Below are 21,887 nucleotides of genomic sequence, written 5' to 3'. Positions count from 1 at the left end.
AACCGGGTTCCACGGCGCGGGAATGGCCCGTCGTCCAAGCTGCGACGGGCCGGGGATCATCACAGGCCCGCGACGAACTTCTTGTAGGCCGCCTCGTCCATGAGCTCTTCGAGCTCGGACGGATCGGACAGCGTCACGCGGAACAGCCAGCCACCGACTTCGGCGTCGGAATTGACGAGTTCGGGCTCGTCGGCCAGCGCCTCGTTGATCTCGGCGACTTCGCCCGAGACGGGGGTGTAGACGTCGCTGGCGGCCTTTACCGAATCGACAACGGCAACCGAATCGCCCTTGGCGACCTTGGCGCCTTCCTGGGGAAGGTCCACGAAGGTGATGTCGCCGAGCTGGCCCTGCGCGTAGTCGGTGATGCCGACCGTACCGAGGTCACCCTCGACTTCGATCCACTCGTGATCCTCGGAATAATAGACAGTCATGGGGCAAGCTCCTCAGCGGTAATAACGGTTGGGTACGAAGGGCATGGGGACGACGGTGGCGTCGAGCCGCTTGCCGCGCATTTCGATCTGGAGGGCCGTTCCGTCAGCCGCCTTGGCGGCATCGACGTAGGCCATGGCAATGGGGCGTCCGAGCGAAGGCGCGAAGCCACCCGAGGTCACCACGCCGACTTCGGCGTCACCGCAAAGCACCTTGGCGCCCTCGCGCGCGGCCATGCGGCCTTCGAGCGCAAGGCCGACGCGCGTGCGCGCCGTGCCCTCAGAAAGGTCCTTCTGCACGCGTGCGGCGCCGGGGAAGCCCCCTTCGCTGCGGCGGCGCTTATTGACCCCGAAGATGAGCCCGGCCTCGACGGCCCCCTGATCGGGGGTCATGTCGTGGCCGTAGAGCGGCAGACCCGCTTCGAGGCGCAAGCTGTCGCGCGCGCCCAGACCGATCGGCTTGACCTCGGGTTCGCCGCAAAGCAGTTCGGCGATCTCGGCGGCGTTTTCGCCGGGAATCGAGATCTCGAAACCGTCCTCGCCGGTGTAGCCCGAACGGCTGATCCAGGCGTCGACCCCCGCCAGCTTGAACGCGGCGCCCTTCATGAACTTGAGATCGGCAAGTACGGTGTCGCCGGTGACGTGACGCGCCAGCGCGTCCACCGCCTTGGGGCCCTGCAACGCCAGCAGCGCGCTGTCGTCGAGGTGGTTGATGTTGACCTCGTCAGGGAGGTATTCGCGCAAGGTGCCGATGTCGTCCCACTTGGTCGCGCCGTTGACGACCATGTAGATACCGCTCTGCCAGCGCGTGACCATGAGGTCGTCAAGGATGCCGCCCTCCTCGTCGAGCAGCAGCGAGTAGCGCACCGAATCGGTCTTGAGCGTCGAAAGATCAATCGGCAGCGCGGCTTCGATGGCGGCATCGAGATCGATCTCGGCACCCTCGGCAGGAGCAAGATAGAGCTGGCCCATGTGGCTGACGTCGAACAGGCCCGCGCTCTCGCGCGTCCACAGGTGCTCGGCGAGGATGCCCTCGTACTGCACGGGCATCGGATAGCCGGCAAACTCGACCATGCGCGCGCCCCTGCCGCGATGCCAGGCATCCAGCGGAAGGATCGCCGGCTCGATGGGCTCGAGACCCAGTTCGTCCTCGAATTCGGAAATTTCGCTCAAGTCATAGCTCCGCAACCAACAGGTAACACCAATTCAGGTGCCCCCTCTGTCACGGAAGCCTGAGAGTTTTCCCCCTTGGACAAAGCGGAAAGCCCGTCGTCGAGGTTACACCGTCGGCGGCCTGCCTCGTTTTCTCGGGGGCAGGCACTTTCCAGAGTTCGCTATCGGCAGGCGCGGTCCTTTTGCCTGAGAGTTTCCGGGGCGGTTGCTCCTTCGGCGCCCGTTTGATGCCCGCATCCTGAAAGGACACGCGAATCGGGTGGGTCTCTCCCGCGCTGCCAGCGATGCACTCACGATTGGTTCAGGCTTGCGGCCAAGTCAACGCCCGAGCGCATTCGTGCACGTTTATGATGGTATTTTTTGTAATACCTTCCGGAAGGCATCGTACTCGGCAACAAAATGCCCCTCTGGCTTTTCCGAAGTTAGCGCCAGAATCACGCGCGCAAGATCGCGCGCGCGCACCGAGCGGAACCGTCGCCAACCTGCGTGCAGCACCAGCGCATCGGCCAGCGGCGCCACGACCTGCCCGATCCCTTCCAGCCGACGTCGTTCCGCCCGCGCCCCACGCAGCAATCCGGGGCGCAGAATGTCGAGCCGTGCGAAGCCCAGCTTGGCCAGAGCTTCCTCCATCTCGCCCTTCACCGACAGGTAGAAATTGCGACTGGCCCGCTCCGCACCAGCCGAGGAAACGACGATCATGTGCGCGATCCCGGCCGCTCGGGCAGAGCGCGCGCAGGTCAGGACAAGGTCGAGGTCGACCGCGCGAAACGCCGCCTGCGATCCGGCACGCGCGATGGTGGTGCCCAGCGCGCAGACAAGCACGTCGGCCCGCGAGGCGGCGATCAGCTCGTCCCAGCGCTCGACCGGTCCCGTCAGGACTTCCATGCGCGCGCCCTCGGGCAAGGACACCTCGCCGCGCGCCACCGCGACCACCCGCACGTCCTCACGCCCGACCGTTTCGGAGAGGACCGCCTGGCCGATCAGCCCGCTCGCCCCGACAAGGCAGATGCGCCGAACGTCCGGGTTCGGCGCGGGCACCTCAGACATTGCGCAGGCCCGCCGGTGTGCGGCCGTAAATCTGCTCGTGGCAGGTAATCGCGTAACGGTCGGTCATGCCGGCGATGTAGTCGGCAATATGGCGGCTGCGCTCGGGCTCGGTGCGCGGCAGGGTGTCGATCCAGCTCTCCTCCATCAGCACCGGTTCCTGCGAGTAGGCCGCATAGAGCTCGGCGAGCACCGCCCTCGCCCGCCGTGCCGTCTCGAGTTGGTCGGGATGGTAATAGAGCTTCTCGTACATGAAGCGCTTGAACGCACGCTCGCCCTCTTCCATTTCGCTGGAAAAGGCGATCAGCGCCCGGCCCGCGGCTCGGACCTGCTCGACGCTCTCCACCCCGGCGAGGCGCCTACGCGATTCCGCGATCAGATCGTTGACCATGACCCCGATCTGGCTGCGCAGCAACTCGGCAAGCTGGCGGTCGCGCGGGACACCGGGATAGCGCCGCTCCACCTCGCGCCAGTTGGCAACGATGAAGGGATGCGCGAGCAGTTCGTCGAGATCGAGGAACCCGGCACGCAGGCCGTCGTCGATGTCGTGGTTGTCGTAGGCGATGTCGTCCGAGAGCGCGGCGACCTGGGCCTCGAGCGAGGCATGGGTGCCCAGTTCCAGGTCGTAGGCGGTGTTCAGCTCGGTCAGCGCCCAGTTGGGATTGGCGACCGGCCCGTTGTGCTTGGCGAGGCCCTCGAGCATCTCCCAGGTGAGGTTGAGCCCGTCGTGCTCGCAATAAGGGCTGTCGATCCGCATCAGCGTGCGCAGGGTGTTGGCGTTGTGATCGAAGCCGCCCGCCTTGTGGAGCGCGGCGTCGAGCGCCTCTTCGCCCGCGTGGCCGAACGGGGGATGGCCGATGTCGTGCGCGAGGGCGAGGCCTTCGGTCAGGTCCTCGTCGAGCCCGAGCAGGCGCGCGATCACGCGCGCGATCTGCGCGACCTCGAGGCTGTGGGTCAGACGGACGCGGTAATGGTCGCCGTCGGGGGCGATGAAGACCTGCGTCTTGTAACGCAGGCGACGGAACGCGATCGAGTGGATGATGCGGTCGCGGTCGCGCTGATAAGGGCTGCGCTCGCCGCGCGCGAGGCCGTTCTCCATCGGGAATTCACGTCCGCGCGAACGGCTCGGATCGGAAGCGTAGGGTGCAAGCATCAGGCTGAAGATCTTTCCTGCAATCGGCGTCTGGCAGTTCCCCGTCCCTAGCGGGCGAGGCCGGTCCGGCACAAGGCCGCAGACGAGACGGTCACCAGCACGACCTTGCCATCGTCCACCGCCGCGACCGCGCGCACCCAGCTTTTCAGCGTCGGTTTGTCACCTTCCAGCTTCTGCAGCCGGGCAAGCTGAAGCAGGCTGAGCCGCCGCGTCAGGCGCCCGGTCATGCATGTCGCGACGCGTTCAGAAAGGCCCGCGTCGCGAAGCGCCGCCTTGAGGCGCCAGGCCGCATAAGCGTGCGCGCCGAACCAGACGATGGCCACCAGGCCGACGAGGATGAGAATCCGCTTCAAGAGACGTAGCATGGGCGCGCCTCTTAAAGTGGTTTGCTCAGTCCGCCAGCGCCTTGTTGATCTCCTCGACCATCTTCTTCGCATCGGCCAGCAGCATCATGGTCTGGTCCATGTAGAAGACATCGTTGTCGACCCCGGCATAGCCCTGCCCGCCCATCGAACGCTTGATGAAGAAGATCGTCTTGGCCTTGTCGACGTCGAACACCGGCATGCCGTAGATCGGCGAGCTCTTCTCGGTCTTGGCGGCCGGGTTGACGACGTCGTTCGCCCCGATGATGAAGGCGACGTCGGCTTGCGCAAACTCGGAATTGATGTCTTCCAGTTCGAAGACGTCGTCATAGGGCACGTTGGCTTCGGCGAGCAGCACATTCATGTGCCCGGGCATGCGCCCCGCGACCGGATGGATCGCGAACTTCACGCCGACGCCATGTTCCTTCAAGAGGTCGGTCATCTCGCGAAGCGCGTGCTGCGCCTGCGCCACCGCCATGCCGTAGCCGGGAATGACGATGACGTTCTCGGCCTCCTTCATCAGAAACGCCGCGTCCTCGGCCGAGCCGCGCTTCCACGGCCGCTGCTCCTTCGCCGCGCCGCCACCCGAGGCGCCTCCCGCGTCCGCGCCGAAACCGCCCGCGATCACCGAGACGAACGAACGGTTCATCGCCCGGCACATGATGTAGCTCAGGATCGCGCCCGAAGATCCGACGAGCGCCCCGGTGATGATCATCGCGGTGTTGTGAAGCGTGAAGCCCATCGCCGCTGCCGCCCAGCCCGAATAGGAATTGAGCATCGAGACGACGACCGGCATGTCCGCCCCGCCGATCGGGATGATGAGCAGGAACCCGATCACGAAACTCAGCGCCACGATTGCCCAGAACAGCGTGGGCGTGTCCCAGTGGAACAGGCTTACGAGGATCACGATCGCCGCGAGCGCCGTCAGGTTGAGCGCATGGCGCCCAGGCAGCAGGATCGGCGCGCCCGACATGTTGCCGTTGAGCTTGGCGAAGGCGATGACCGAGCCCGAGAAGGTGATCGCGCCGATCGCGACGCCGAGCCCCATCTCGATCCGGCTGCCCTTGAGGATATCGAGCCCGCCCGGCTCGAGGATCCCGAAGGCGCCGGGGTTGAGATAGGCCGCAACGCCAACCAGCACCGCAGCCAGGCCGACCAGCGAGTGGAAGGCGGCGACGAGCTGGGGCATCTGCGTCATCTGGATCTTGCGTGCGGTGACCAGGCCGATCACCGCGCCGATCGCGATGGCAACGAGGATCTCGGGCAGGCTCGCCACCTCGTGGGTGACGAGCGTCGTCACCACCGCGATGGCCATGCCGACCATGCCGTAGCGGTTGCCCGCACGGCTCGTCGCCGGCGAGGACAGTCCACGCAAGGCAAGGATGAAGCACACGCCCGCGACGAGATAGGCGAAGGCCACCAGCGGATTGACGGCATGTACTTCCATCACTTCGCCTCCTTCTTCGCCGGGGCCTTGTCCTTTTTCTTGTACATCGCAAGCATGCGTTCGGTGACCGCGAAACCACCGAAGATGTTGACGCTGGCCAGCACCACGGCGGCGAGGCCCAGCCACTTGGCCCCGGGCACACCGGCCGCCGCGCTCGCCACCAGTGCGCCGACGATGATGACCGAAGAAATCGCGTTGGTGACCGCCATGAGCGGGGTGTGCAGCGCCGGGGTCACCGACCAGACGACGTAGTAGCCCACAAAGCAGGCCAGCACGAAGATCGACAGAATGCTGATGAAATCCATGACCTAAGCCTCCCCCTCAGCCCAACAGGCGTTCGTGGACGATCCTGCCGCCCTGCGTCAGGCGGATGGCGCCGCCGATCTCCTCGTCGAGCACCGGTCCGCCCGCCTCCTTGTCCCAGAAGGCACTCAGGAAATTGTAGAGGTTGCGGGCAAAGAGCGCCGAGGCATCGGCGGGCAGATGCGCGGGCGTGTTGGATAGCCCGATGATCCTGACCCCGTGCTTCTCGACGACCTCGTCGGCCACGGTGCCCTCGACGTTGCCCCCTTGCGGTGCGGCGAGGTCGAAGATCACGCTGCCCGGTTTCATCGAGGCGATCTGCGCGTCCGAAATCAGACGCGGCGCGGGGCGCCCTGGGATCAGCGCGGTGGTGATGACGATGTCCTGCTTGGCGATATGGTTCGACACCAGCTGGCCTTGCGCCTTCTGATACTCCTCGCTCATCTCGGTTGCATAGCCGCCCGCACCCTCGCCCTCGATCCCGGCCACGTTCTCGACGAAGATCGGCTTGGCGCCGAGCGAGAGGATCTGCTCTTTCGTCGCCGAACGCACGTCGGTGGCCGAAACTTGCGCGCCAAGACGCCGCGCGGTGGCGATCGCCTGGAGGCCCGCCACGCCCACGCCCATCACGAAGCACTTGGCCGCGCTGATCGTGCCCGCCGCCGTCATCATCATCGGGAAGGCCCGACCATAAGTGTCGGCCGCCAGGATCACCGCCTTGTAGCCGGCGAGGTTCGACTGGCTGGAGAGAATGTCCATCGACTGCGCACGGGTGATGCGCGGCATGAATTCCATCGCCAGCGCCTCGAGCCCGGCCTGCGCATAAGCATCGATCCGCGCGCGTTGGCCAAAGGGGTCCAGGCCCGCGACGATCCAACCACCCGGTTTCATTCCCGCAAGCAAGCCCGGCTCGGGTCCCTGCACGCCCAGAACGATGTCGGCGCCTGCGATCACCGAACCCGCGTCGCCAACCTCGGCGCCCGCCACGCGGTAATCGTCGTCGGCGATCGAGGCACTTGCCCCCGCCCCGCTTTCGATGGCCAGCGAGGCCCCGAGAGCCAACAGCTTCTTGACCGTCTCGGGCGTTGCCGAGACGCGCGTCTCACCGCTCGCCCGCTCCTTGAGAACGGCGATCTTCCTGCTCGCAACCATGTTCGAGCCCCCGTTACTGAATGAAAGAACCGCGCGGGGCGATCAGGAGGCGATGAGCCCGACCACGAAAGCCACTACCAGAATGCAAAAACCGGTCCCCCAGGTCGCCGCCTTGATGAAGCCGTTGTAGGTTTCCTGCGAAGCCTTGATGTCGTGCCCCGATGCCATTTCCCGTCCTTCCCCTATTCTGTCTGTGGCTGGATGCTACACAGGCTTGCGGCCGGCCTCAACCATTCGTGTAGCGATCCACGAAAGATCACGTGTCTACATACCAGCTCTGTATTCGGCGAGGGCCCTCGTCCCAAAGTACGACTTGCCCCCAGAGACCTCAGGAACAGGCTTAATCCCGTCTTTACCTGCGCTACCTAAGGTGCTGTATCAAAGCGGTACACCAAGGGAATGCGACGCGGACCATGGCGGAATTCGAGCAACGCCTCCTCATGCTGATCGACGACGAGCCGGCGCAAAGCCGCCTGATCTCGGCGCTGGCTGCGCGCGAGGGCTGGCGCACGATCCTCGCCAACGATCCCGAAACCGCCATCGCGACGCTCGGCACGCGGCAAGGGATGCAGCTTTCCGCGATCATTCTCGACCAGTGGGTGCCGGGCGACGATGCCTGCGCGCTCATCGCCGAACTCAAGTCGCGCCGCCCGGCCCTCCCGATCCTGATGATCACCGCCAGCACCTCGCCGCTGCTCGCGGTCGAGGCGATGCGTGCGGGCGCAAGCGACTATCTGGTCAAGCCCGTCGCGCCCGAACGGCTGATGCACGCCTTGCGCTCGGCCACCACGCGCGAGGCCGCGCGCGACGAACTCGCCCCGCTTACCGAGAAGATGCCCGCCCGGCCCGACTTCGAATCGATGATCGGCGCCGCCCCCAATTTCCGCAAGGCGCTGGCGGTGGCCGCCAAGGCCGCGCGCGGCAGCAGCCCGGTCCTGATCGAGGGCGAGAGCGGCACCGGCAAGGAAATGCTGGTGCGCGCGATGCACGCGGCCTCCTCGCGCGCCAAGATGCCGCTGCGGCTCATCAACATCAGCGGCATTCCGGCGAACTCGATCGAATCGGTCCTGTTCGGTCATGAGAAAGGCGCCTTTCCTGGGGCCTTCGAACGCCAGGTCGGCGCGCTCCAGCATTGCGACGGCGCCACGCTCGCGCTCGACGAGGTCGATCGCCTGCCGATGTCGGTACAGGAGCGGTTGCTCGAATCGATCCGCCGCAGCGACGTGCGCCCGATCGGCGCGCGCCACTCGTTCCGGGTCGACGTGCGGTTGATCTCGGCCAGCAACCTGCCGCTCGGCGACCTTGCCGCGACCGGCAATTTCCTTCCCGAACTCGCCGAAGCGCTCGGCCATACCAAGGTGCACCTGCCCCCCTTGCGCGAGCGCACCGGCGACATTCCCGCTCTCACCCGCTACTTCCTCGCCCGCATCGGCGAACAGCCGGGCCTGCGCGAACTGGGCATCACCGATGGCGCGCTCTCGCTGCTCGCCGCCTACGACTGGCCCGAGAACGTGCGCCAGTTGCAGGCCGCGCTGTTCCGCGCCTCGGTGTTCTGCGACAGCGACGCGCTAACCTCCGAAGACTTCCCCCAGCTCCTCAACATCCTCGGTCCCGGCCCCTCCAACGTCGCGGGCAACCCCTTGCAGGAGAGCGCAGGCGTCATGCTCTACACCGCCGACGGCAACTTGCGCCCGCTCGGCGAGATCGAGGCCGACGTCATTCGCCTCGCCATCGGCCTCTACCGGGGGCGCATGACCGAAGTGGCCCGCAGGCTCGGGATCGGCCGTTCCACGCTCTACCGCAAGCTGGCCGAACTGGGCATCGACAACGCGGCCTGAACCCCCGCTCAGGCAGACCAGTCCAGCGTGTGGCTGACGAGGGGCACCCCATCCGAACGACACAGCGTGAGGGCCAGCTCGCGCGTCGCCCAATCGATCTGGACTTCGCCGAAGTTGTCGTCGCCCACGCACATGCCGAGCCGGTCCGCGTCGGGTTCGCGCTCGGAGGCCTGCGCGTTCGAGGCGTTGGAACGGTTGAGCGAACTGGCCGTCATTTCGAAGAGCCCTTGCGCGAAGCCCGCAACGTTCTTGCGGTAAATCCCGCCGACGTGGCGGTCACCTGAAAGCAGCACGAGTCCACCACCGGCCCTTTCGGCCAACACCGAATAGAGCCGTTCGCGCTGGTGCGGCATGAGCTCCCACCCCTCCCACAAGTGGGCATCGGAGAGGACCTGGATCGAGGAAACCACGATGCGCACATCGGCCGGCCGCGCCAATTGGGCCGCCAGCCAGCGCCACTGCGTCTCGCCCAGCATCTGCGCGGCTTCGCTGGTATCGGGCACGTAGCGGCCATTTACCGGCAGCGTCGTGCCCTCGGGCGGTGGCACCAGCGAACTGCGCTGGAAGCGCGTGTCGAGCAGGATGATCTGGAGGCGCCGTCCGGGCGGACCATAAGTCCGCGCCTGGTAGACGCCCTCACGTCCACGAACGTCCTCGGGCGAATTCCAGAAGGTTTCGTAGATGTGCTCGGACCAGCGCTTGAAGGGAAACACCGTGCCGCCATCGTTGAAGCCGAAATCATGGTCGTCCCAGACCGTCAACATCGGCACTGCCTGGCGAAAGGCCCGGAATTGCGCGTGTCCGTTCAGGCGCTCATAGGCGCGGCGCAGCGAGCCCAGGTCGGCCCCGCCGTCCCACCCCGGATCGCCGTAGACGCAGTCGCCGATGTAGAGGAACAGCTGCGGATCGCGCGAACGGATACCCTGCCAGAAGGCCTGGTCACCTTCCTGATTGTTGCAACTGCCCACCGTCAGGCGCGTGATCAACGTATCTTCGGCAAGGCTTGGTCCTTCGGGCGCTCGCGGCAGATCGATCGCCGGGGCGATTTCGCGATAGTAGGGATCGAGCAAGGACGCGGGGGTCGCGGCCCCGGCATGTGCGGCCGAACCGGTGACGATGCCAAGCGTGGAGGCCTTGAGCAGTTGGCGACGGGACGAAACGGGTTTCATGGGCCCACTCCCTTCCATCACCTCGTGACCGTTTCAAGACTCCTGGACAGACGAACGCCGCCGACTTCGAAAGCCGACGGCGCCACGTCACCCGAGTCCGGGACTGGAGCTCGAGAAATCAGTTCTCGATATAGACCCGGGGAACCGAATAGCCCTTCTTTTCCATGTACTTCACGTAGGTGACGCGCTCATGCTTGAGCTCATGGGCGTATTCGCCATAGGCATCGCGCGTATCCTCGAGGTCGCTCGAACGGCGCAGGTCACTGGCCAGCTCCTTCTTGGTCTCGTTGATATTGGTGCGGTAATCGTACCAGTGCGAGTTCTGGATGCCGGCGATGGGCGCCTTGATGATGTACGATTCCTCGATCTGCGCCATCTTCTGCTCGGCGGTCACGGGCGCATTGATCGCGGCGACGGCGGCGGTGGTGGGGATGGCCAGGGCAGCGGCAGCGGCGGCGATACGAAAAGTCTTGGTCATGGGACGTTCTCCCTCTCGATCAGTTGGTGCGAGGCCTGATTGCCTTGCGTTCGAGAGGTAAACGGGCGAAGCGGCGAAATCCCTCCCGGCGAAGAGATCAAAAGTGCACATGACGCGATGAAATGCGCTTTGCGTGACCGGGTGCACAGACTTTGGATGCCTGGTTCATCCCGCAGAAATCTGCGGTTCACGCCAGTGCAATCTTTGTCGCGGGATTCCGCCTGCGGGCGTCCGCTCAGTCAGCGAGCTGGCTGAAATCGGTCAGCGCGGCATCGCGCATGCCGCGCCAGACGCGCACCGCCTGCACGGTTTGCGCCACGTCGTGCACACGCACGATGTGGGCACCGGCCTCGACGGCCTTGAGAGCCAGCGCGATCGAGCCGCCCAGCCGCTCGTGCGCGGGAGCCTCGTTGGAAAGCGCTCCGATCATGCGCTTGCGGCTCGCCCCGACAAGCAGCGGCTGGCCGAGCGCGTGGAACAGCGCGAGCGCGTTCATGAGTGCCAGGTTCTCGGCCAGCGTCTTGCCGAAGCCGATGCCGGGATCGAGCACGATGCGTGCACGGTCGATCCCCGCCGCGATGGCCTCGTCGCGCACGTCGGCAAGCCAGTCGAAGACGTCGAGCACGACGTCGTCGTATTGGCCGTCGCGGTGCAGGTCCTCGCCCTTGCCCGGTGCGTGCATGAGGACCACCGGCGCCCCCGAGGCGGCCGCAAGCGCGAAGCTGCGCGGATCGTAGCGCAACGCGGATACGTCGTTGATGATGTGCGCACCCGCCGCAAGGCCCGCCTCCATCACCGCCGCGCGGCGCGTGTCGAGACTGATCGCCGCCCCCATCATCGCGAGGCGCTCGACCATCGGCACCACGCGCTTGATCTCATCGCCCTCCCAGACCGCCGCCGCGCCGGGACGGGTCGATTCCCCGCCCACGTCGATTATCGCGGCGCCTTCCTCGAGCATGCCGGCGGCATGGTCGGTCGCGACGTCGGGGTTGTCGAGAAAGCGCCCCCCGTCCGAAAAGCTGTCGGGGGTTACGTTGAGAATACCCATGACTTGCGGCTGGTCGAGCCGGATCGTGCGCGCACCGCACTGGATCGGCGGATGCACGCGGGCAAGCGCCTGCCACTGCGCGCGGGCTTCGGCGGCAAGCGGCGGCGCGAGCGCCTCGATCGCCCCTGGCACATCCTGCGCGCCCAGGACCTGGCGGGCGACGACCTTGCGCCCCTTGCGTTCGATCAGCGCGAAGCGGCTGGCCCAGACCATCGAGCCACCGAGCCGCAAGGCCCGGCCCTCCTCGCACTGGGGACTGTCGACCAGAGCGATCGGGCGAATGTAGATCTTGTGGGCCATCGCGGCTCCTTAGCCCCTTGGGCGGGACTGTCGAGTGGCCCGCCTCGAAATGCAGGCCACCCCGGGGCGGAACCTCAAGGTTCGGTGGCGAGAATGTAGAGCTGGCGGATGTCGTCGAGCGGCTTGAGCTTGCCTTCGTGCTGGATGTTCCAGAAGGTCCAGCCGTTGCACGAGGGGGCGCCCTGCAAGTCCTTGCCCACGCCGTGGATCGATCCGGTGACCGTGCCCGAAGCCAGCGAGCCGTCGGCGCGAACGGTGGCGGTGAACTTGCCCTTCTTGGCGGTCAACTGCGTGCCGGGTTCGATCCAGCCGGTCTCGACCAGCGTGCCGAAGGCGACCTTGGGGGCCGAGCGCTTGGACTGCATCGTCTTGAGCGAGCTCTCGTCGAGCTCGAGAGCCATCTCGATGCGTTCGAGCGCTGCCTCGCGGTAGTCACCCTCGCGCTCGCAGCCGATCCATTCGCGGCCCAGGCGCTTGGCGACCGCACCCGTGGTGCCGGTGCCGAAGAACGGGTCGAGCACGACGTCGCCCTTGTTGGTGGTGGCCAGCAACACGCGGTAGAGCAGCGCTTCGGGCTTCTGCGTCGGGTGCACCTTGCGGCCACCCTTCTTGAGACGCTCGGCGCCGTTGCAGATCGGCAGATGCCAGTCCGAACGCATCTGCAACTCGTCGTTGAGCGTCTTCATCGCGCGGTAGTTGAAGGTGTACTTCGACTTTTCCCCCATGCTCGCCCAGATCAGTGTCTCGTGCGCGTTGGTGAAGCGTGTGCCCTTGAAGTTGGGCATCGGGTTCGCCTTGCGCCACACGATGTCGTTGAGGATCCAGAAGCCCATGTCCTGCATGATCGCGCCGAGGCGGAAGATGTTGTGGTACGAGCCGATCACCCAGAGCGAACCTTCGGGCTTGAGCACGCGGCGCGCCTCGGTCAGCCAGTCACGGGTGAACTTGTCGTAGGCCGCGAAGCTGTCGAACTTGTCCCATTCGTCGTTGACTGCATCGACGCGGCTGCCGTCGGGACGGTCGAGATCGCCGCCCAGCTGCAGGTTGTACGGCGGGTCTGCGAAGACCATGTCGACACTCGCATCGGGAATCTGGCGCATCGCCTCGATGCAGTCCCCCGGGATGATCTGGCCGAGCGGCAGCAGCTCTTTCGGCGTCGGCGCAGGCGCGCGCGCGCGAATTCGATCCTTGAGCAGTACCTGACCCATTATGTCCCCGTCTGAAAGCGTATGTAACTGTGGAAAGACGGCCATAATGATTCCTCGACGAGTCCCCGTCAAGCCGCGACTCGCCGGGATTCCTGATGATTCAAGGTATCATGAAGGGAGAACAAAACGAATCCGACACACGATGTAGAGTCTTGCGAATCGCCCCGGACTCAACATCTTGTGGCGCGCCCCGTTCATGCGAGCTGCGCAATTTTTTATCGACAGGCTTTCGATTCGTGTCTCTAGCCGAGGCTCAAAACGGCATGGCGAGCTGCGCGACGGGCGCGAAACTTCGGCGGTGGTGCGGGGTCGGGCCATGTTCGCGAAGCCCGGCCAGGTGCTGCGCGGTGCCGTAACCCGCGTTCCGCTCCCACCCGTAATGGGGATAGTCCTGGGCCAATTCGCGCATGATCCTGTCGCGGTGCTCCTTGGCCACGATCGAGGCCGCCGAGATCGCCGCCTCGCTGGCATCGCCGCCCACGATCGCGCGCGCCTCGTTCCAGCGCCAGCCCTCGCAGCGCCCCTGCGGGGTCTTGTTGCCGTCGATCAGCACCGCTTCGGGCTCCACCCCGGCCTTCTCGCAAAGCGCCTCGGCCGCACGGGTCATCGCCAGCATCGTCGCAGCGAAGATATTGATGCGATCGATCGTCGCAACGTCGACCACGCCGACCGCCCAATGACAGGTTTCGTGAATTAATGTTTCCAACTGCAACCGGCGCTTCGCCGAGAGCTTCTTGGAATCGTCGAGCCCGGCGGGCGCTCGCTTGCCAAGCAGCACCGCCCCGGCCACAACAGGCCCGGCCAGAGGACCGCGCCCCGCCTCGTCGATGCCCATGACGAGAGGGCGAGCCAATACGATGCCCCCGGAGGGGCGAGAGGGAGAACGCGTCATGACCTTGCGAAAATCCTTGTGCCTGCTGCCCCTATCGGCGCTCGGCGTGGCGCTGGCAAGTTGCGGTTCCTCGGCTTCCGGAGACACGAGCCCCGCCCCTGCCGGATCGCAAGCGCAAGCGCAGGTGCCCTTCACGGTCGAGACTCTCGCCAGCTTCGATGAGCCCTGGGCAATGGACATCGATCCGGCCACCGACACCGCCATCATCACCGAGAAGGCGGGGACGATCCGCCTGTACCTCTCCGACGGCAGCAAGGGCACCGTCACCGGCGCCCCCAAGGTTGCCTATGCCGGACAAGGTGGCCTTGGCGACGTGCTGTTCGCTCCGCAACCCGACTGGAAGGCGCCCGCGAACGGGTCTCTCGACGGACGGCGCGTCTATCTCAGCTGGGCCGAGGAAGGCACGGGCGATACGCGCGGCGCCGCCGTTGGCCTGGGCACGCTTGCCTGTTCCGCCCCGGCGACCTGCGCGCTGACCGGCCTCAAGGTGATCTGGCGCCAGACCCCCAAGGTCTCGGGCAATGGCCACTATTCGCACCGTCTCGCCTTCTCGCCCGACGACGCGTACTTGTTCATATCCTCGGGCGAGCGGCAGAAGCAGGCGCCCGCGCAGGATATCACCAACACGCTCGGCACGATCGTGCGCCTTCTGCCCGACGGACGCCCTGCCCCCGGCAACCCCTTTGCCGACAAGGGCAGCCCAAGCGACCAGATCTGGTCATACGGCCACCGCAACGTGCTGGGACTTGCCTTCGACGGAGACGGGACGCTCTGGGACCTCGAGCACGGTCCTGCCGGCGGCGACGAGATCAACCGCATCCAGCCTGGCCTCAACTACGGCTGGCCGCTCGTCTCGGACGGCGATCACTACGATGGCAAGCCGATCCCGCGGCATTCGACCCGCCCCGATCTCGCCGCGCCGGCGATCAGCTGGAACCCGGTCATCGCGCCGGGCGATTTCATCTTCTACAAGGGCGACAAGTACCCCGGCTTCCACGGCAAGGCGGTGATCGCCTCGTTCGCGGTGCCCGGGCTCGTCCTCGTCGCGCTCAACGGCACGACCGGGGTGGAGGAAGCGCGCTACCCGCTCGACAACCGCATCCGCGAAATCCAGGAAACTCCCGGCGGAACGATCTGGCTGCTCGAGGATGGCCCGGCTCCGGAGAGCGGACATCTTCTGAAACTCGTACCTCCAAAAGCACCCTCCGACGCGAATTGAATCGACAAACGCCGCGCCCACCCCTATCGGCGCGCGCCATGTCCAACACGTCTGATACAGCGACCATCATTCCGCTCGACAATGTCGACCCCGCTCTCGTCGAGGCGCTCCTCGACCGCGCGTTCGAACCCGAGCGACACAAGCGCACCGCCTACAAGGTGCGCGAGGGCATGGAATGGCTGCCCGCGCTCAGCTTTGCGGCGATGGACGAGAACGACATGCTGGTCGGCACCATCCAGTGCTGGCCGGTCGCGCTGACCGACGACGATAGCCGCGCGCATCCGATGATCATGGTCGGCCCCGTGGCCGTGCTCCCCGAACAGCAGAACCGCGGCTACGGCCAGGCCCTGATGTCGGCGGCAATGGCCTGCATCGACGACCGCGCGCCACTGCCACAGGTGCTCATCGGCGATCCCGAATACTACGGCCGCTTCTGGGGCTTCACCAATGCGTCCACTGGTGGCTGGGCGCTGCCCGGACCGTTCGAGGCGCACCGCCTGCTCGTGCGCTGCGCCAACCCCGCCGTGCTCCCCGAGAAAGGCAACCTCGGCCCCTGGACGCGCTGAAGCGCCTTCGCGTTTCGGTGCTGACCGAACAGATCGGTCGACCTTCGAAGCGATTGCCTCGACTTGGCGCTTGGCGCGTTCGTGCCTATCTGGCATCGCACACGCCATGCCCTACCAAGCCCCACCCGACCTTGCCGGCCTGACTCTGGCCGAGGCCGCCCGCCTCGTTGCGGAGCGAAAACTGCCACCGGTCGAGACCTGGGCTCCCGAAGTCTCGGGGCAGAGCCACATGCGCATTGCCGCCGATGGGCGCTGGTATCATGAGGGCGGACTGATCAGTCGCCCGGCGATGGTGCGTGCCTTCGCCTCGCTGCTGATGCGCGACGAGGCGGGACAGCATTGGCTCGTCACTCCTTACGAGCGACAGGCCATCGAGGTGGAGGACGCCCCCTTCCAAGCCATCGACGTGAAGCGCGAGGACGACGCTCTCGTCTTCCGGCTCAACACCGACGATCTCGTCATCGCCGGCCCCGACCACGCGATCCTCGCCGAGGGCGATCCCGATACCCCTGCGCTCTATCTCGAGGTGCGCCACGGCACCCGTGCACGGCTCAACCGCAGCACTTATGCCCAACTCGCCGAGATCGCGCTCGAAGACGAAGAGCTTCGCGTGACGAGCCAGGGCGCCACCTTCTCGCTGCGTCCGGCATGAGCCCACTGTTCGAAGACGTCCGCCGCCGCTTCCGGGACGGCATGGCGGCCGAGGTGCCGTACCGCTTCACCGATCCGCGCACCGCGCAAATCACCGAGTTCACTCCTGCCGCCGTTCTTGTCGCCTTCACCGAGCGCACCGAACCGGGCATGCTCCTGCTGCACCGACCGTCCTCGATGCGCGCCCATCCGGGTCAGGTCGCCTTTCCCGGTGGCCGCATCGATCCGGGTGAAACGCCCATCGAGGCCGCATTGCGCGAGGCGCAGGAAGAACTGGGCATCGACCCGCAGGCGGTGCGCGTCGTCGGTACCGGCGATCTCTACCGCACCGGCAGCGGCTACGAGATCACCCCCGTGCTCGGCGTGGTCCCGCCCGACCTCGAGATCGTGCCCAACCCCGCCGAAGTCGCGCGCTGGTTCGAAGCCCCGGTCGATTTCGTGCTGGATCGCGCCAACCACGTCACCAAGACCCTGGAATGGGAGGGGGCGCTGCGCGAATACGTCGAGATCCTCTGGCAGGGCCACCGCATCTGGGGCGTCACCGGCGCCATCATCTCCACCCTTTCGCACAGGCTCAACTGGCATGACTGAACGGCTCGAGGCCGACTGGATGCGCCGCGAGGATCTCGCCGCGCTGGTTCGAACACTGGGCCGCGACAACGCGCGCTACGTGGGCGGCGCGGTGCGCGACAGCCTCCTTGCCCTGCCCGTCAAGGACATCGACATGGCGACGCTGCTTCGCCCCGAGGAGGTGATCGCGCGCCTGAGCGATGCCGGTATCCGCCACGTGCCGACCGGGATCGAGCACGGCACCGTTACCGCCGTCCTCGCCGGTGGCCCGGTCGAGATCACGACCGTGCGCCACGATGTCTCGACCGACGGGCGACGCGCAACGGTCGCCTTCGCCAGCGACTGGCAGGAGGACGCGGCGCGGCGCGATTTCACCATCAACGCGCTCTACGCCGACCCGCTCGACGGCACCTTGTTCGACTATTTCGGCGGCAAGGCCGACCTTGCCAGGCGCGCCGTGCGTTTCATCGGTGACGCGCACCAGCGCATCCGCGAGGATCACTTGCGCATCTTGCGCTACTTCCGCTTCCAGGCCCGCTTCGGTTCGCAACCGGCCGATCCTGTGGCCGAACAGGCCTGCCGCGAACTCGCCGCCACGCTGAAGGGCCTTTCGCGCGAGCGGGTGGGGATGGAGACGATGAACCTCCTGGGCCTGGCCGATCCTGCCCCGACAATTGCCCGCATGGCCGAACTCGGCGTGCTGCCGGTCATCCTGCCCGAAGCCGATCCCGCAGCCCTCGCCGCGCTCGTCGCCCGCGAACGGGCGCATGGAGTAGCGCCCGATCCGGTGCGCCGCCTGGCCGCGCTGCTCCCCGCAGACCCGGCACTGGCCGAACAGATCGCTGCGCGCTTCCGCCTCTCGGGCGCCCAGAAGAAGCGCCTCGCGCTCGCGGCCGCGCGCGATGGCGAACCCGGCTCGCCGCGCGCCCTCGCCTTCCGCCTCGGCGTCGAAGCCGCGCTCGACCGGCTGCTGATCGCAGGCGCAGACGTGTCCGAGCTCGAGGGCTGGACTCCGCCCACCTTTCCGCTAAAGGGCGGCCAGATCGTCGCCAGGGGTATCGGCGCGGGCCCCGAAGTCGCGCGCATCTTGCGCCGGGTCGAAACGCTCTGGATCGACGAAGGCTTTCCTGCAGAAGCCCGCGTGCACGAATTGCTCGACGCCGTCATCGCCGAAGTCCGCGCGTGAGCGCCGACGAACTCGGCTCGACGCTGGGCCAGCAACCGCTGCTGGCCCTCACCATCGGCGCGATCGTGCTGGCCGTCGCCGCGCAGATGGTGGCCCGGCGCCACCCCGGGCTTGGCGTGGGCATGCGCAACGCAGCCTACCTTGGCATGCTCGTCGCCGGGCTGTTGACCGTGGTCGGCTTTGCCAGCCACAACCGCACTTCGGACGCCGCGCTGTGGCTCGATCATACCCAGGCCGCCCTCATAGAGGGCGGCGAGACCGTTGTCGCGATGCGCGCGGATGGCCACTTCTGGGTCAAGGCCGCGCTCAACGGCGAGCCGGTCGAATTCCTGATCGACACCGGGGCAACCTACACCACCGTGCCCCAGACGATCGCCGAACGTGCGGGCCTGACGCTCGCCGAAAACGGCGAAGGCCGCCTGCTCGACACCGCCAACGGCACCGTCGTCGCGCGCATGGCAAGCGCACGTTCGCTCGACTTCGGCAATATCGAAACGCGCGGTCTGGCGCTGGCCGTCCTGCCCGATGCCCAGAACGACACCGCCGTCATCGGCATGAACCTGCTTTCGCAACTGGCCAGTTGGCGGGTGGAGGACCAGCGCCTGATCCTCGCGCCTCGCCCGGCTTCGAATGCCTCGTGAACGCGCCCGTGCCAGCACCGAGGCCGGTCAGGAACCGGCAAGCCCTTCGCGTGTAGAAGGAAACGCATGGACATCGCCATCCCTTCCCAGCTCGACGAAGTGACCCGGCTTCTCGCCGGCCAGCCCTTGCTCGCGCTCGCGCTCGCCGCGCTTTTCGTCAGCATCCTGGGCGGACTGCTGCGCGCCCCCCTGCCTCTGCTCGGCGGATTCATCAAGGGGCTGGGCAACCTCGGCCTGCTCGCGGCCTTCCTGCTGACGCTCGCCCAGTTTGCCCGCTTCAACACCGGCTTCGATCTCGACATCCCGCAGCTCGGCATGGAGCGCCAGAGCGTCGAGGGACGCGAGACCCGCGTGCCCATGGCGCGCGACGGGCACTTCTGGATCACCGCGAAGATCAACGGCGTGGAGCGCGACTTCCTCGTCGACACCGGCGCGACCCTCACCGCACTCGCCCCCGCCACGGCCGACGCCGCCCACATCGAACCGCCCAGCGTTCGCCGCTCGGTCGCCATGCGCACCGCCAACGGCACGGTCGCCGCCGATCTCGTCACCATCGACGAGATGCGCTTTGGCAACATCGTCGCACGCGATCTCGACGCGCTCGTCGCGCCAGGCCTTGGCGAGCAGAACGTGATCGGGATGAACTTCCTCTCGCGCCTCGCCAGCTGGCGGGTCGAGGGGCGCACGCTGATCCTCGTGCCCAACCACCCCCAACCCGACGCGGAAGTCTAAGCCGCCCCCCAGGACCGCCGGAAAGCGCGGATCAGAACTTGTTGTCGCGCGGGAAACCGTTGGGTGGCAGACGCCCGGCCGCGCCGCGCGCAACCTTCCACATCGCGATGTCCTTCTCGGTGCGCGTGCGACCGCTGTCGCCACCCATCGTCCAGGACAGGCCGTCCTCGAGCCTCAGCGTGGTCACGTCCGCCATGCCGCCATCGCGGTAGCGCTGGAGCGTGACGCCCTGTCCCTTGGCCATCAAGGGAAGCTCTTCCAGGCTGAAGACGACCAGCTTGCGGTTGTCGCCGACCACCGCGACGTGGTCGTGCTCGGGCGGGATCTCACGCACCACGGCAAGCTTGACTCCGGGCTTGGTCGACATCACCGCCTTGCCCTTGCGGGTTTCGGCGAGAATTTCGCCCGTCTCCACCGCGAAACCGCGACCGAGGCTGGAGGCCAATAGCAGTTGCCCCTTGGGCTTGTGCGCGAAGGCCGCGATGATCTGCGCATCGGCGTCGAGATCGACCATCGTGCGGATCGGCTCGCCAAAGCCGCGCGCACCCGGAAGCTTGTCGCCCCCCAATGTGTAGAAGCGGCCATTGTCGAGCGCGATCAGCAACTTGTCGGTCGTCTGCGCGTGGAATGCGAAGGCCGGGCCGTCACCTTCCTTGTACTTGAAGTCACCGTCGAGCGCGACGTGGCCGCGCGCCGCACGGATCCAGCCGCGCTGCGAGAGGATCACCGTGATCGGCTCCTTCTCGATCATCGCGTCCATCGAGAATTCGACCGTGGGCCTGGCCTCGGCGATCGTCGTGCGCCGGCGTCCCAGTTCGGTCGTCTCGGCGTAGTCCTTGCGCAGCGTCGTCAGGTCGCGCTTGAGGCGGGTGCGCTGGCGCGCCGGGCTCTCGAGCAGCTTGGTGAGCTCATCCTGCTCCTTGAGCAGTTCCTCGTGCTCCTGGCGCAGCTCCATTTCCTCGAGCTTGCGCAAGGAGCGCAGGCGCATGTTGAGGATCGCCTCGGCCTGGCGGTCGGTCAGGTTGAACTCGGCCATCATCACCGACTTGGGCTCGTCCTCGGTGCGGATGATCTCGATGATCCGGTCGAGGTTGAGGTAGGCGATGATGTAGCCTGCGACCAGTTCCAGGCGCGCCGCGATCTTGTCGAGGCGGTGCTGGGTGCGGCGCTGGAGAATGTCGATCTGGTTGACCACCCACTGGCGCAGGAGGTCCTTGAGGCCCACCACGCCCGGCGTCCGCTCGGCATCGAGCACGTTGAGGTTGAGCGAGAAGCGGCTCTCCAGGTCGGTCAGCCGATAGAGACTTTCCTTCAGGAGTTCGGGATCGACGTTGCGGCTCTTGGGCACGAGCACGATGCGGATCTGCTCGTCGCTTTCGTCGCGCACGTCCTCGAGGATCGGCAGCTTCTTGTCGGCGATCAGCTGGGCGATCTGTTCGATCAGCTTGCCCTTGGCGAGCATATAGGGGATTTCCGAAACGACGAGCTGCCACTGGCCGCCGCCCAGCTTCTCGATCCCCGTCTCCTCCCAGTTGCCCGCCTCGTCGCGCCCGTTCGAGAAACGCCCGCGCATGCGGAAGGCGCCCTTGCCGGTCTCGTAGGCCAGGCTGATCGCCGCGGCACTGTCGACCACGAGGCCGCCAGTCGCGAAATCGGGGCCATGGAAGACCTCCATGAGCTCGGCATGCTCGACTTGCGGATTGTCGATCAGCAGCATCGTCGCATCGATGACCTCGGCGACGTTGTGGCTGGGGATCGAGGTCGCCATGCCGACCGCGATGCCGGTGGCGCCATTGGCGAGGAGATTGGGGAACAGGCCCGGGAACAGGTCCGGTTCGCTGTCCTCGCCGTTATACGTGGGGACGAAGTCGACCGTGCCTTCGTCGAGGCCCGCCATGAGCTGGATCGCGGTCTTGGTCAGGCGCGCTTCGGTGTAGCGGTAGGCCGCCGCGTTGTCGCCGTCGATGTTGCCGAAGTTGCCCTGGCCTTGGACCAGCGGATAGCGCAGCGAGAAGTCCTGCGCGAGGCGCACCATGGCATCGTAGACCGAGGCGTCGCCATGGGGGTGGTACTTACCGATGACGTCGCCGACCACGCGCGCCGACTTCTTGTAGGCGCTCGCCGGATCGAGCTTCAGCTGGCGCATCGCCCAGAGCAGGCGCCGGTGCACGGGCTTCAGTCCGTCGCGAAGGTCCGGCAGCGAGCGCGCGGTGATCGTCGAGAGCGCGTAGACGAGGTAGCGCTCGGACAGCGCGGCATCGAAGGGCGCATCGACAATGGCGTCGAAGGGATCGGAATCGTCGTCGAGAGTAGTCACCATGGTGCAC

Annotated in this window: 23 protein-coding genes and 1 riboswitch; of the genes, 8 read left to right on the top strand and 15 right to left on the bottom strand. The window is 66.5% G+C overall.

Going from position 1 to position 21,887, the window contains the following annotated elements; all coding sequences use genetic code 11:
• Positions 1 to 59 precede the first annotated feature (59 nt).
• The 9 genes from gcvH to HT136_RS14880 form a co-directional block, all read right to left on the bottom strand.
• Positions 60 to 431, bottom strand: a complete 372-nt coding sequence (gcvH, locus tag HT136_RS14920; protein ID WP_214200592.1) for a glycine cleavage system protein GcvH — start codon at positions 429 to 431, stop codon at positions 60 to 62.
• Positions 432 to 443: 12 nt separating this feature from the next.
• Positions 444 to 1,601 carry a glycine cleavage system aminomethyltransferase GcvT gene (gene gcvT / locus HT136_RS14915; RefSeq protein WP_246543740.1) on the bottom strand — a complete coding sequence of 386 codons (1,158 nt, stop codon included), beginning with the start codon at positions 1,599 to 1,601 and terminating at the stop codon, positions 444 to 446.
• 164 nt (positions 1,602 to 1,765) lie between these two features.
• Positions 1,766 to 1,884: riboswitch (glycine riboswitch) on the bottom strand.
• A 62-nt stretch (positions 1,885 to 1,946) separates the two neighbouring features.
• A complete protein-coding gene (locus tag HT136_RS14910) occupies positions 1,947 to 2,648 on the bottom strand; it encodes an NAD(P)H-binding protein (RefSeq protein ID WP_214200591.1) in 702 nt (233 codons plus the stop codon).
• Positions 2,641 to 3,801, bottom strand: coding sequence for a deoxyguanosinetriphosphate triphosphohydrolase (locus HT136_RS14905; RefSeq protein ID WP_214200694.1), 1,161 nt, complete (start codon positions 3,799 to 3,801; stop codon positions 2,641 to 2,643). Before HT136_RS14905 ends, HT136_RS14910 begins: the two co-directional genes overlap by 8 nt.
• A 44-nt stretch (positions 3,802 to 3,845) precedes the next feature.
• The gene (locus tag HT136_RS14900) at positions 3,846 to 4,163 is read right to left on the bottom strand and encodes a hypothetical protein (protein WP_214200590.1); all 318 of its coding nucleotides are present in this window, start codon (positions 4,161 to 4,163) and stop codon (positions 3,846 to 3,848) included.
• Between the two features lie 25 nt (positions 4,164 to 4,188).
• Positions 4,189 to 5,607, bottom strand: coding sequence for an NAD(P)(+) transhydrogenase (Re/Si-specific) subunit beta (locus HT136_RS14895; RefSeq protein WP_214200589.1), 1,419 nt, complete (start codon positions 5,605 to 5,607; stop codon positions 4,189 to 4,191).
• The gene (locus HT136_RS14890; RefSeq protein WP_214200588.1) at positions 5,607 to 5,912 is read right to left on the bottom strand and encodes an NAD(P) transhydrogenase subunit alpha part 2; all 306 of its coding nucleotides are present in this window, start codon (positions 5,910 to 5,912) and stop codon (positions 5,607 to 5,609) included. The genes HT136_RS14895 and HT136_RS14890 overlap by 1 nt, the downstream gene beginning before the upstream one ends.
• A 16-nt stretch (positions 5,913 to 5,928) precedes the next feature.
• Positions 5,929 to 7,062: an NAD(P) transhydrogenase subunit alpha gene (locus tag HT136_RS14885; protein WP_214200587.1), complete on the bottom strand. Its 1,134-nt coding sequence runs from the start codon at positions 7,060 to 7,062 to the stop codon at positions 5,929 to 5,931.
• A 42-nt stretch (positions 7,063 to 7,104) separates the two neighbouring features.
• Positions 7,105 to 7,230 (bottom strand): aa3-type cytochrome c oxidase subunit IV, encoded by a 126-nt coding sequence (locus HT136_RS14880; protein ID WP_214200586.1) that lies wholly within the window; start codon positions 7,228 to 7,230, stop codon positions 7,105 to 7,107.
• A gap of 245 nt (positions 7,231 to 7,475) precedes the next feature.
• Here HT136_RS14880 and HT136_RS14875 point away from each other — a divergent pair, with 245 nt between their 5' ends.
• Complete coding sequence (locus tag HT136_RS14875; protein WP_214200585.1) at positions 7,476 to 8,900, top strand: sigma-54-dependent transcriptional regulator; 1,425 nt, start codon at positions 7,476 to 7,478, stop codon at positions 8,898 to 8,900.
• An 8-nt stretch (positions 8,901 to 8,908) separates the two neighbouring features.
• Here the strand turns inward: HT136_RS14875 and HT136_RS14870 are convergent, their stop codons facing one another.
• The 5 genes from HT136_RS14870 to HT136_RS14850 all read right to left on the bottom strand — a co-directional run bounded on the left by HT136_RS14870 (position 8,909) and on the right by HT136_RS14850 (position 13,995).
• A complete protein-coding gene (locus HT136_RS14870) occupies positions 8,909 to 10,069 on the bottom strand; it encodes an alkaline phosphatase D family protein (RefSeq protein ID WP_214200584.1) in 1,161 nt (386 codons plus the stop codon).
• A 118-nt stretch (positions 10,070 to 10,187) separates the two neighbouring features.
• Positions 10,188 to 10,547, bottom strand: a complete 360-nt coding sequence (locus tag HT136_RS14865; protein WP_214200583.1) for a hypothetical protein — start codon at positions 10,545 to 10,547, stop codon at positions 10,188 to 10,190.
• 235 nt (positions 10,548 to 10,782) lie between these two features.
• Positions 10,783 to 11,895: a dihydropteroate synthase gene (folP, locus tag HT136_RS14860; protein ID WP_214200582.1), complete on the bottom strand. Its 1,113-nt coding sequence runs from the start codon at positions 11,893 to 11,895 to the stop codon at positions 10,783 to 10,785.
• Positions 11,896 to 11,969: 74 nt separating this feature from the next.
• The gene (locus tag HT136_RS14855) at positions 11,970 to 13,103 is read right to left on the bottom strand and encodes a site-specific DNA-methyltransferase (protein WP_214200581.1); all 1,134 of its coding nucleotides are present in this window, start codon (positions 13,101 to 13,103) and stop codon (positions 11,970 to 11,972) included.
• A gap of 253 nt (positions 13,104 to 13,356) precedes the next feature.
• Positions 13,357 to 13,995, bottom strand: coding sequence for a ribonuclease HII (locus tag HT136_RS14850; protein ID WP_214200580.1), 639 nt, complete (start codon positions 13,993 to 13,995; stop codon positions 13,357 to 13,359).
• Between HT136_RS14850 and HT136_RS14845 the strand changes: the two genes are divergently transcribed.
• The 7 genes from HT136_RS14845 (at position 13,994) to HT136_RS14815 (ending at position 19,560) form a co-directional block, all read left to right on the top strand.
• Positions 13,994 to 15,214 carry a PQQ-dependent sugar dehydrogenase gene (locus HT136_RS14845; protein WP_214200579.1) on the top strand — a complete coding sequence of 407 codons (1,221 nt, stop codon included), beginning with the start codon at positions 13,994 to 13,996 and terminating at the stop codon, positions 15,212 to 15,214. The genes HT136_RS14850 and HT136_RS14845 overlap by 2 nt on opposite strands.
• 38 nt (positions 15,215 to 15,252) lie before the next feature.
• Positions 15,253 to 15,780: a GNAT family N-acetyltransferase gene (locus HT136_RS14840; protein ID WP_214200578.1), complete on the top strand. Its 528-nt coding sequence runs from the start codon at positions 15,253 to 15,255 to the stop codon at positions 15,778 to 15,780.
• Between the two features lie 106 nt (positions 15,781 to 15,886).
• Entirely contained in the window at positions 15,887 to 16,432 is a 546-nt protein-coding gene (locus tag HT136_RS14835; RefSeq protein WP_214200577.1) for a DUF1285 domain-containing protein, read from the top strand.
• A complete protein-coding gene (locus HT136_RS14830) occupies positions 16,429 to 17,022 on the top strand; it encodes a CoA pyrophosphatase (protein WP_214200576.1) in 594 nt (197 codons plus the stop codon). The genes HT136_RS14835 and HT136_RS14830 overlap by 4 nt, the downstream gene beginning before the upstream one ends.
• On the top strand, positions 17,015 to 18,187 hold the full coding sequence (locus tag HT136_RS14825) for a CCA tRNA nucleotidyltransferase (RefSeq protein WP_214200575.1): 1,173 nt from the start codon (positions 17,015 to 17,017) through the stop codon (positions 18,185 to 18,187). Before HT136_RS14830 ends, HT136_RS14825 begins: the two co-directional genes overlap by 8 nt.
• Entirely contained in the window at positions 18,184 to 18,828 is a 645-nt protein-coding gene (locus tag HT136_RS14820; RefSeq protein ID WP_214200574.1) for a retropepsin-like aspartic protease family protein, read from the top strand. The genes HT136_RS14825 and HT136_RS14820 overlap by 4 nt, the downstream gene beginning before the upstream one ends.
• A gap of 66 nt (positions 18,829 to 18,894) precedes the next feature.
• Positions 18,895 to 19,560 (top strand): retropepsin-like aspartic protease family protein, encoded by a 666-nt coding sequence (locus HT136_RS14815; RefSeq protein ID WP_214200573.1) that lies wholly within the window; start codon positions 18,895 to 18,897, stop codon positions 19,558 to 19,560.
• Between the two features lie 31 nt (positions 19,561 to 19,591).
• Here HT136_RS14815 and parC read toward each other — a convergent pair whose 3' ends face one another.
• Positions 19,592 to 21,880 (bottom strand): DNA topoisomerase IV subunit A, encoded by a 2,289-nt coding sequence (gene parC, locus HT136_RS14810; protein WP_214200572.1) that lies wholly within the window; start codon positions 21,878 to 21,880, stop codon positions 19,592 to 19,594.
• Between the last annotated feature and the right edge of the window lie 7 nt (positions 21,881 to 21,887).

Origin of the sequence: Novosphingobium profundi (assembly GCF_018491765.1) — a bacterium.
In the GTDB taxonomy this organism is placed as follows: domain Bacteria; phylum Pseudomonadota; class Alphaproteobacteria; order Sphingomonadales; family Sphingomonadaceae; genus Novosphingobium; species Novosphingobium profundi.
Note: the sequence above shows the minus strand (reverse complement) of the source record. Positions and strands in the feature narration are given on the sequence as shown.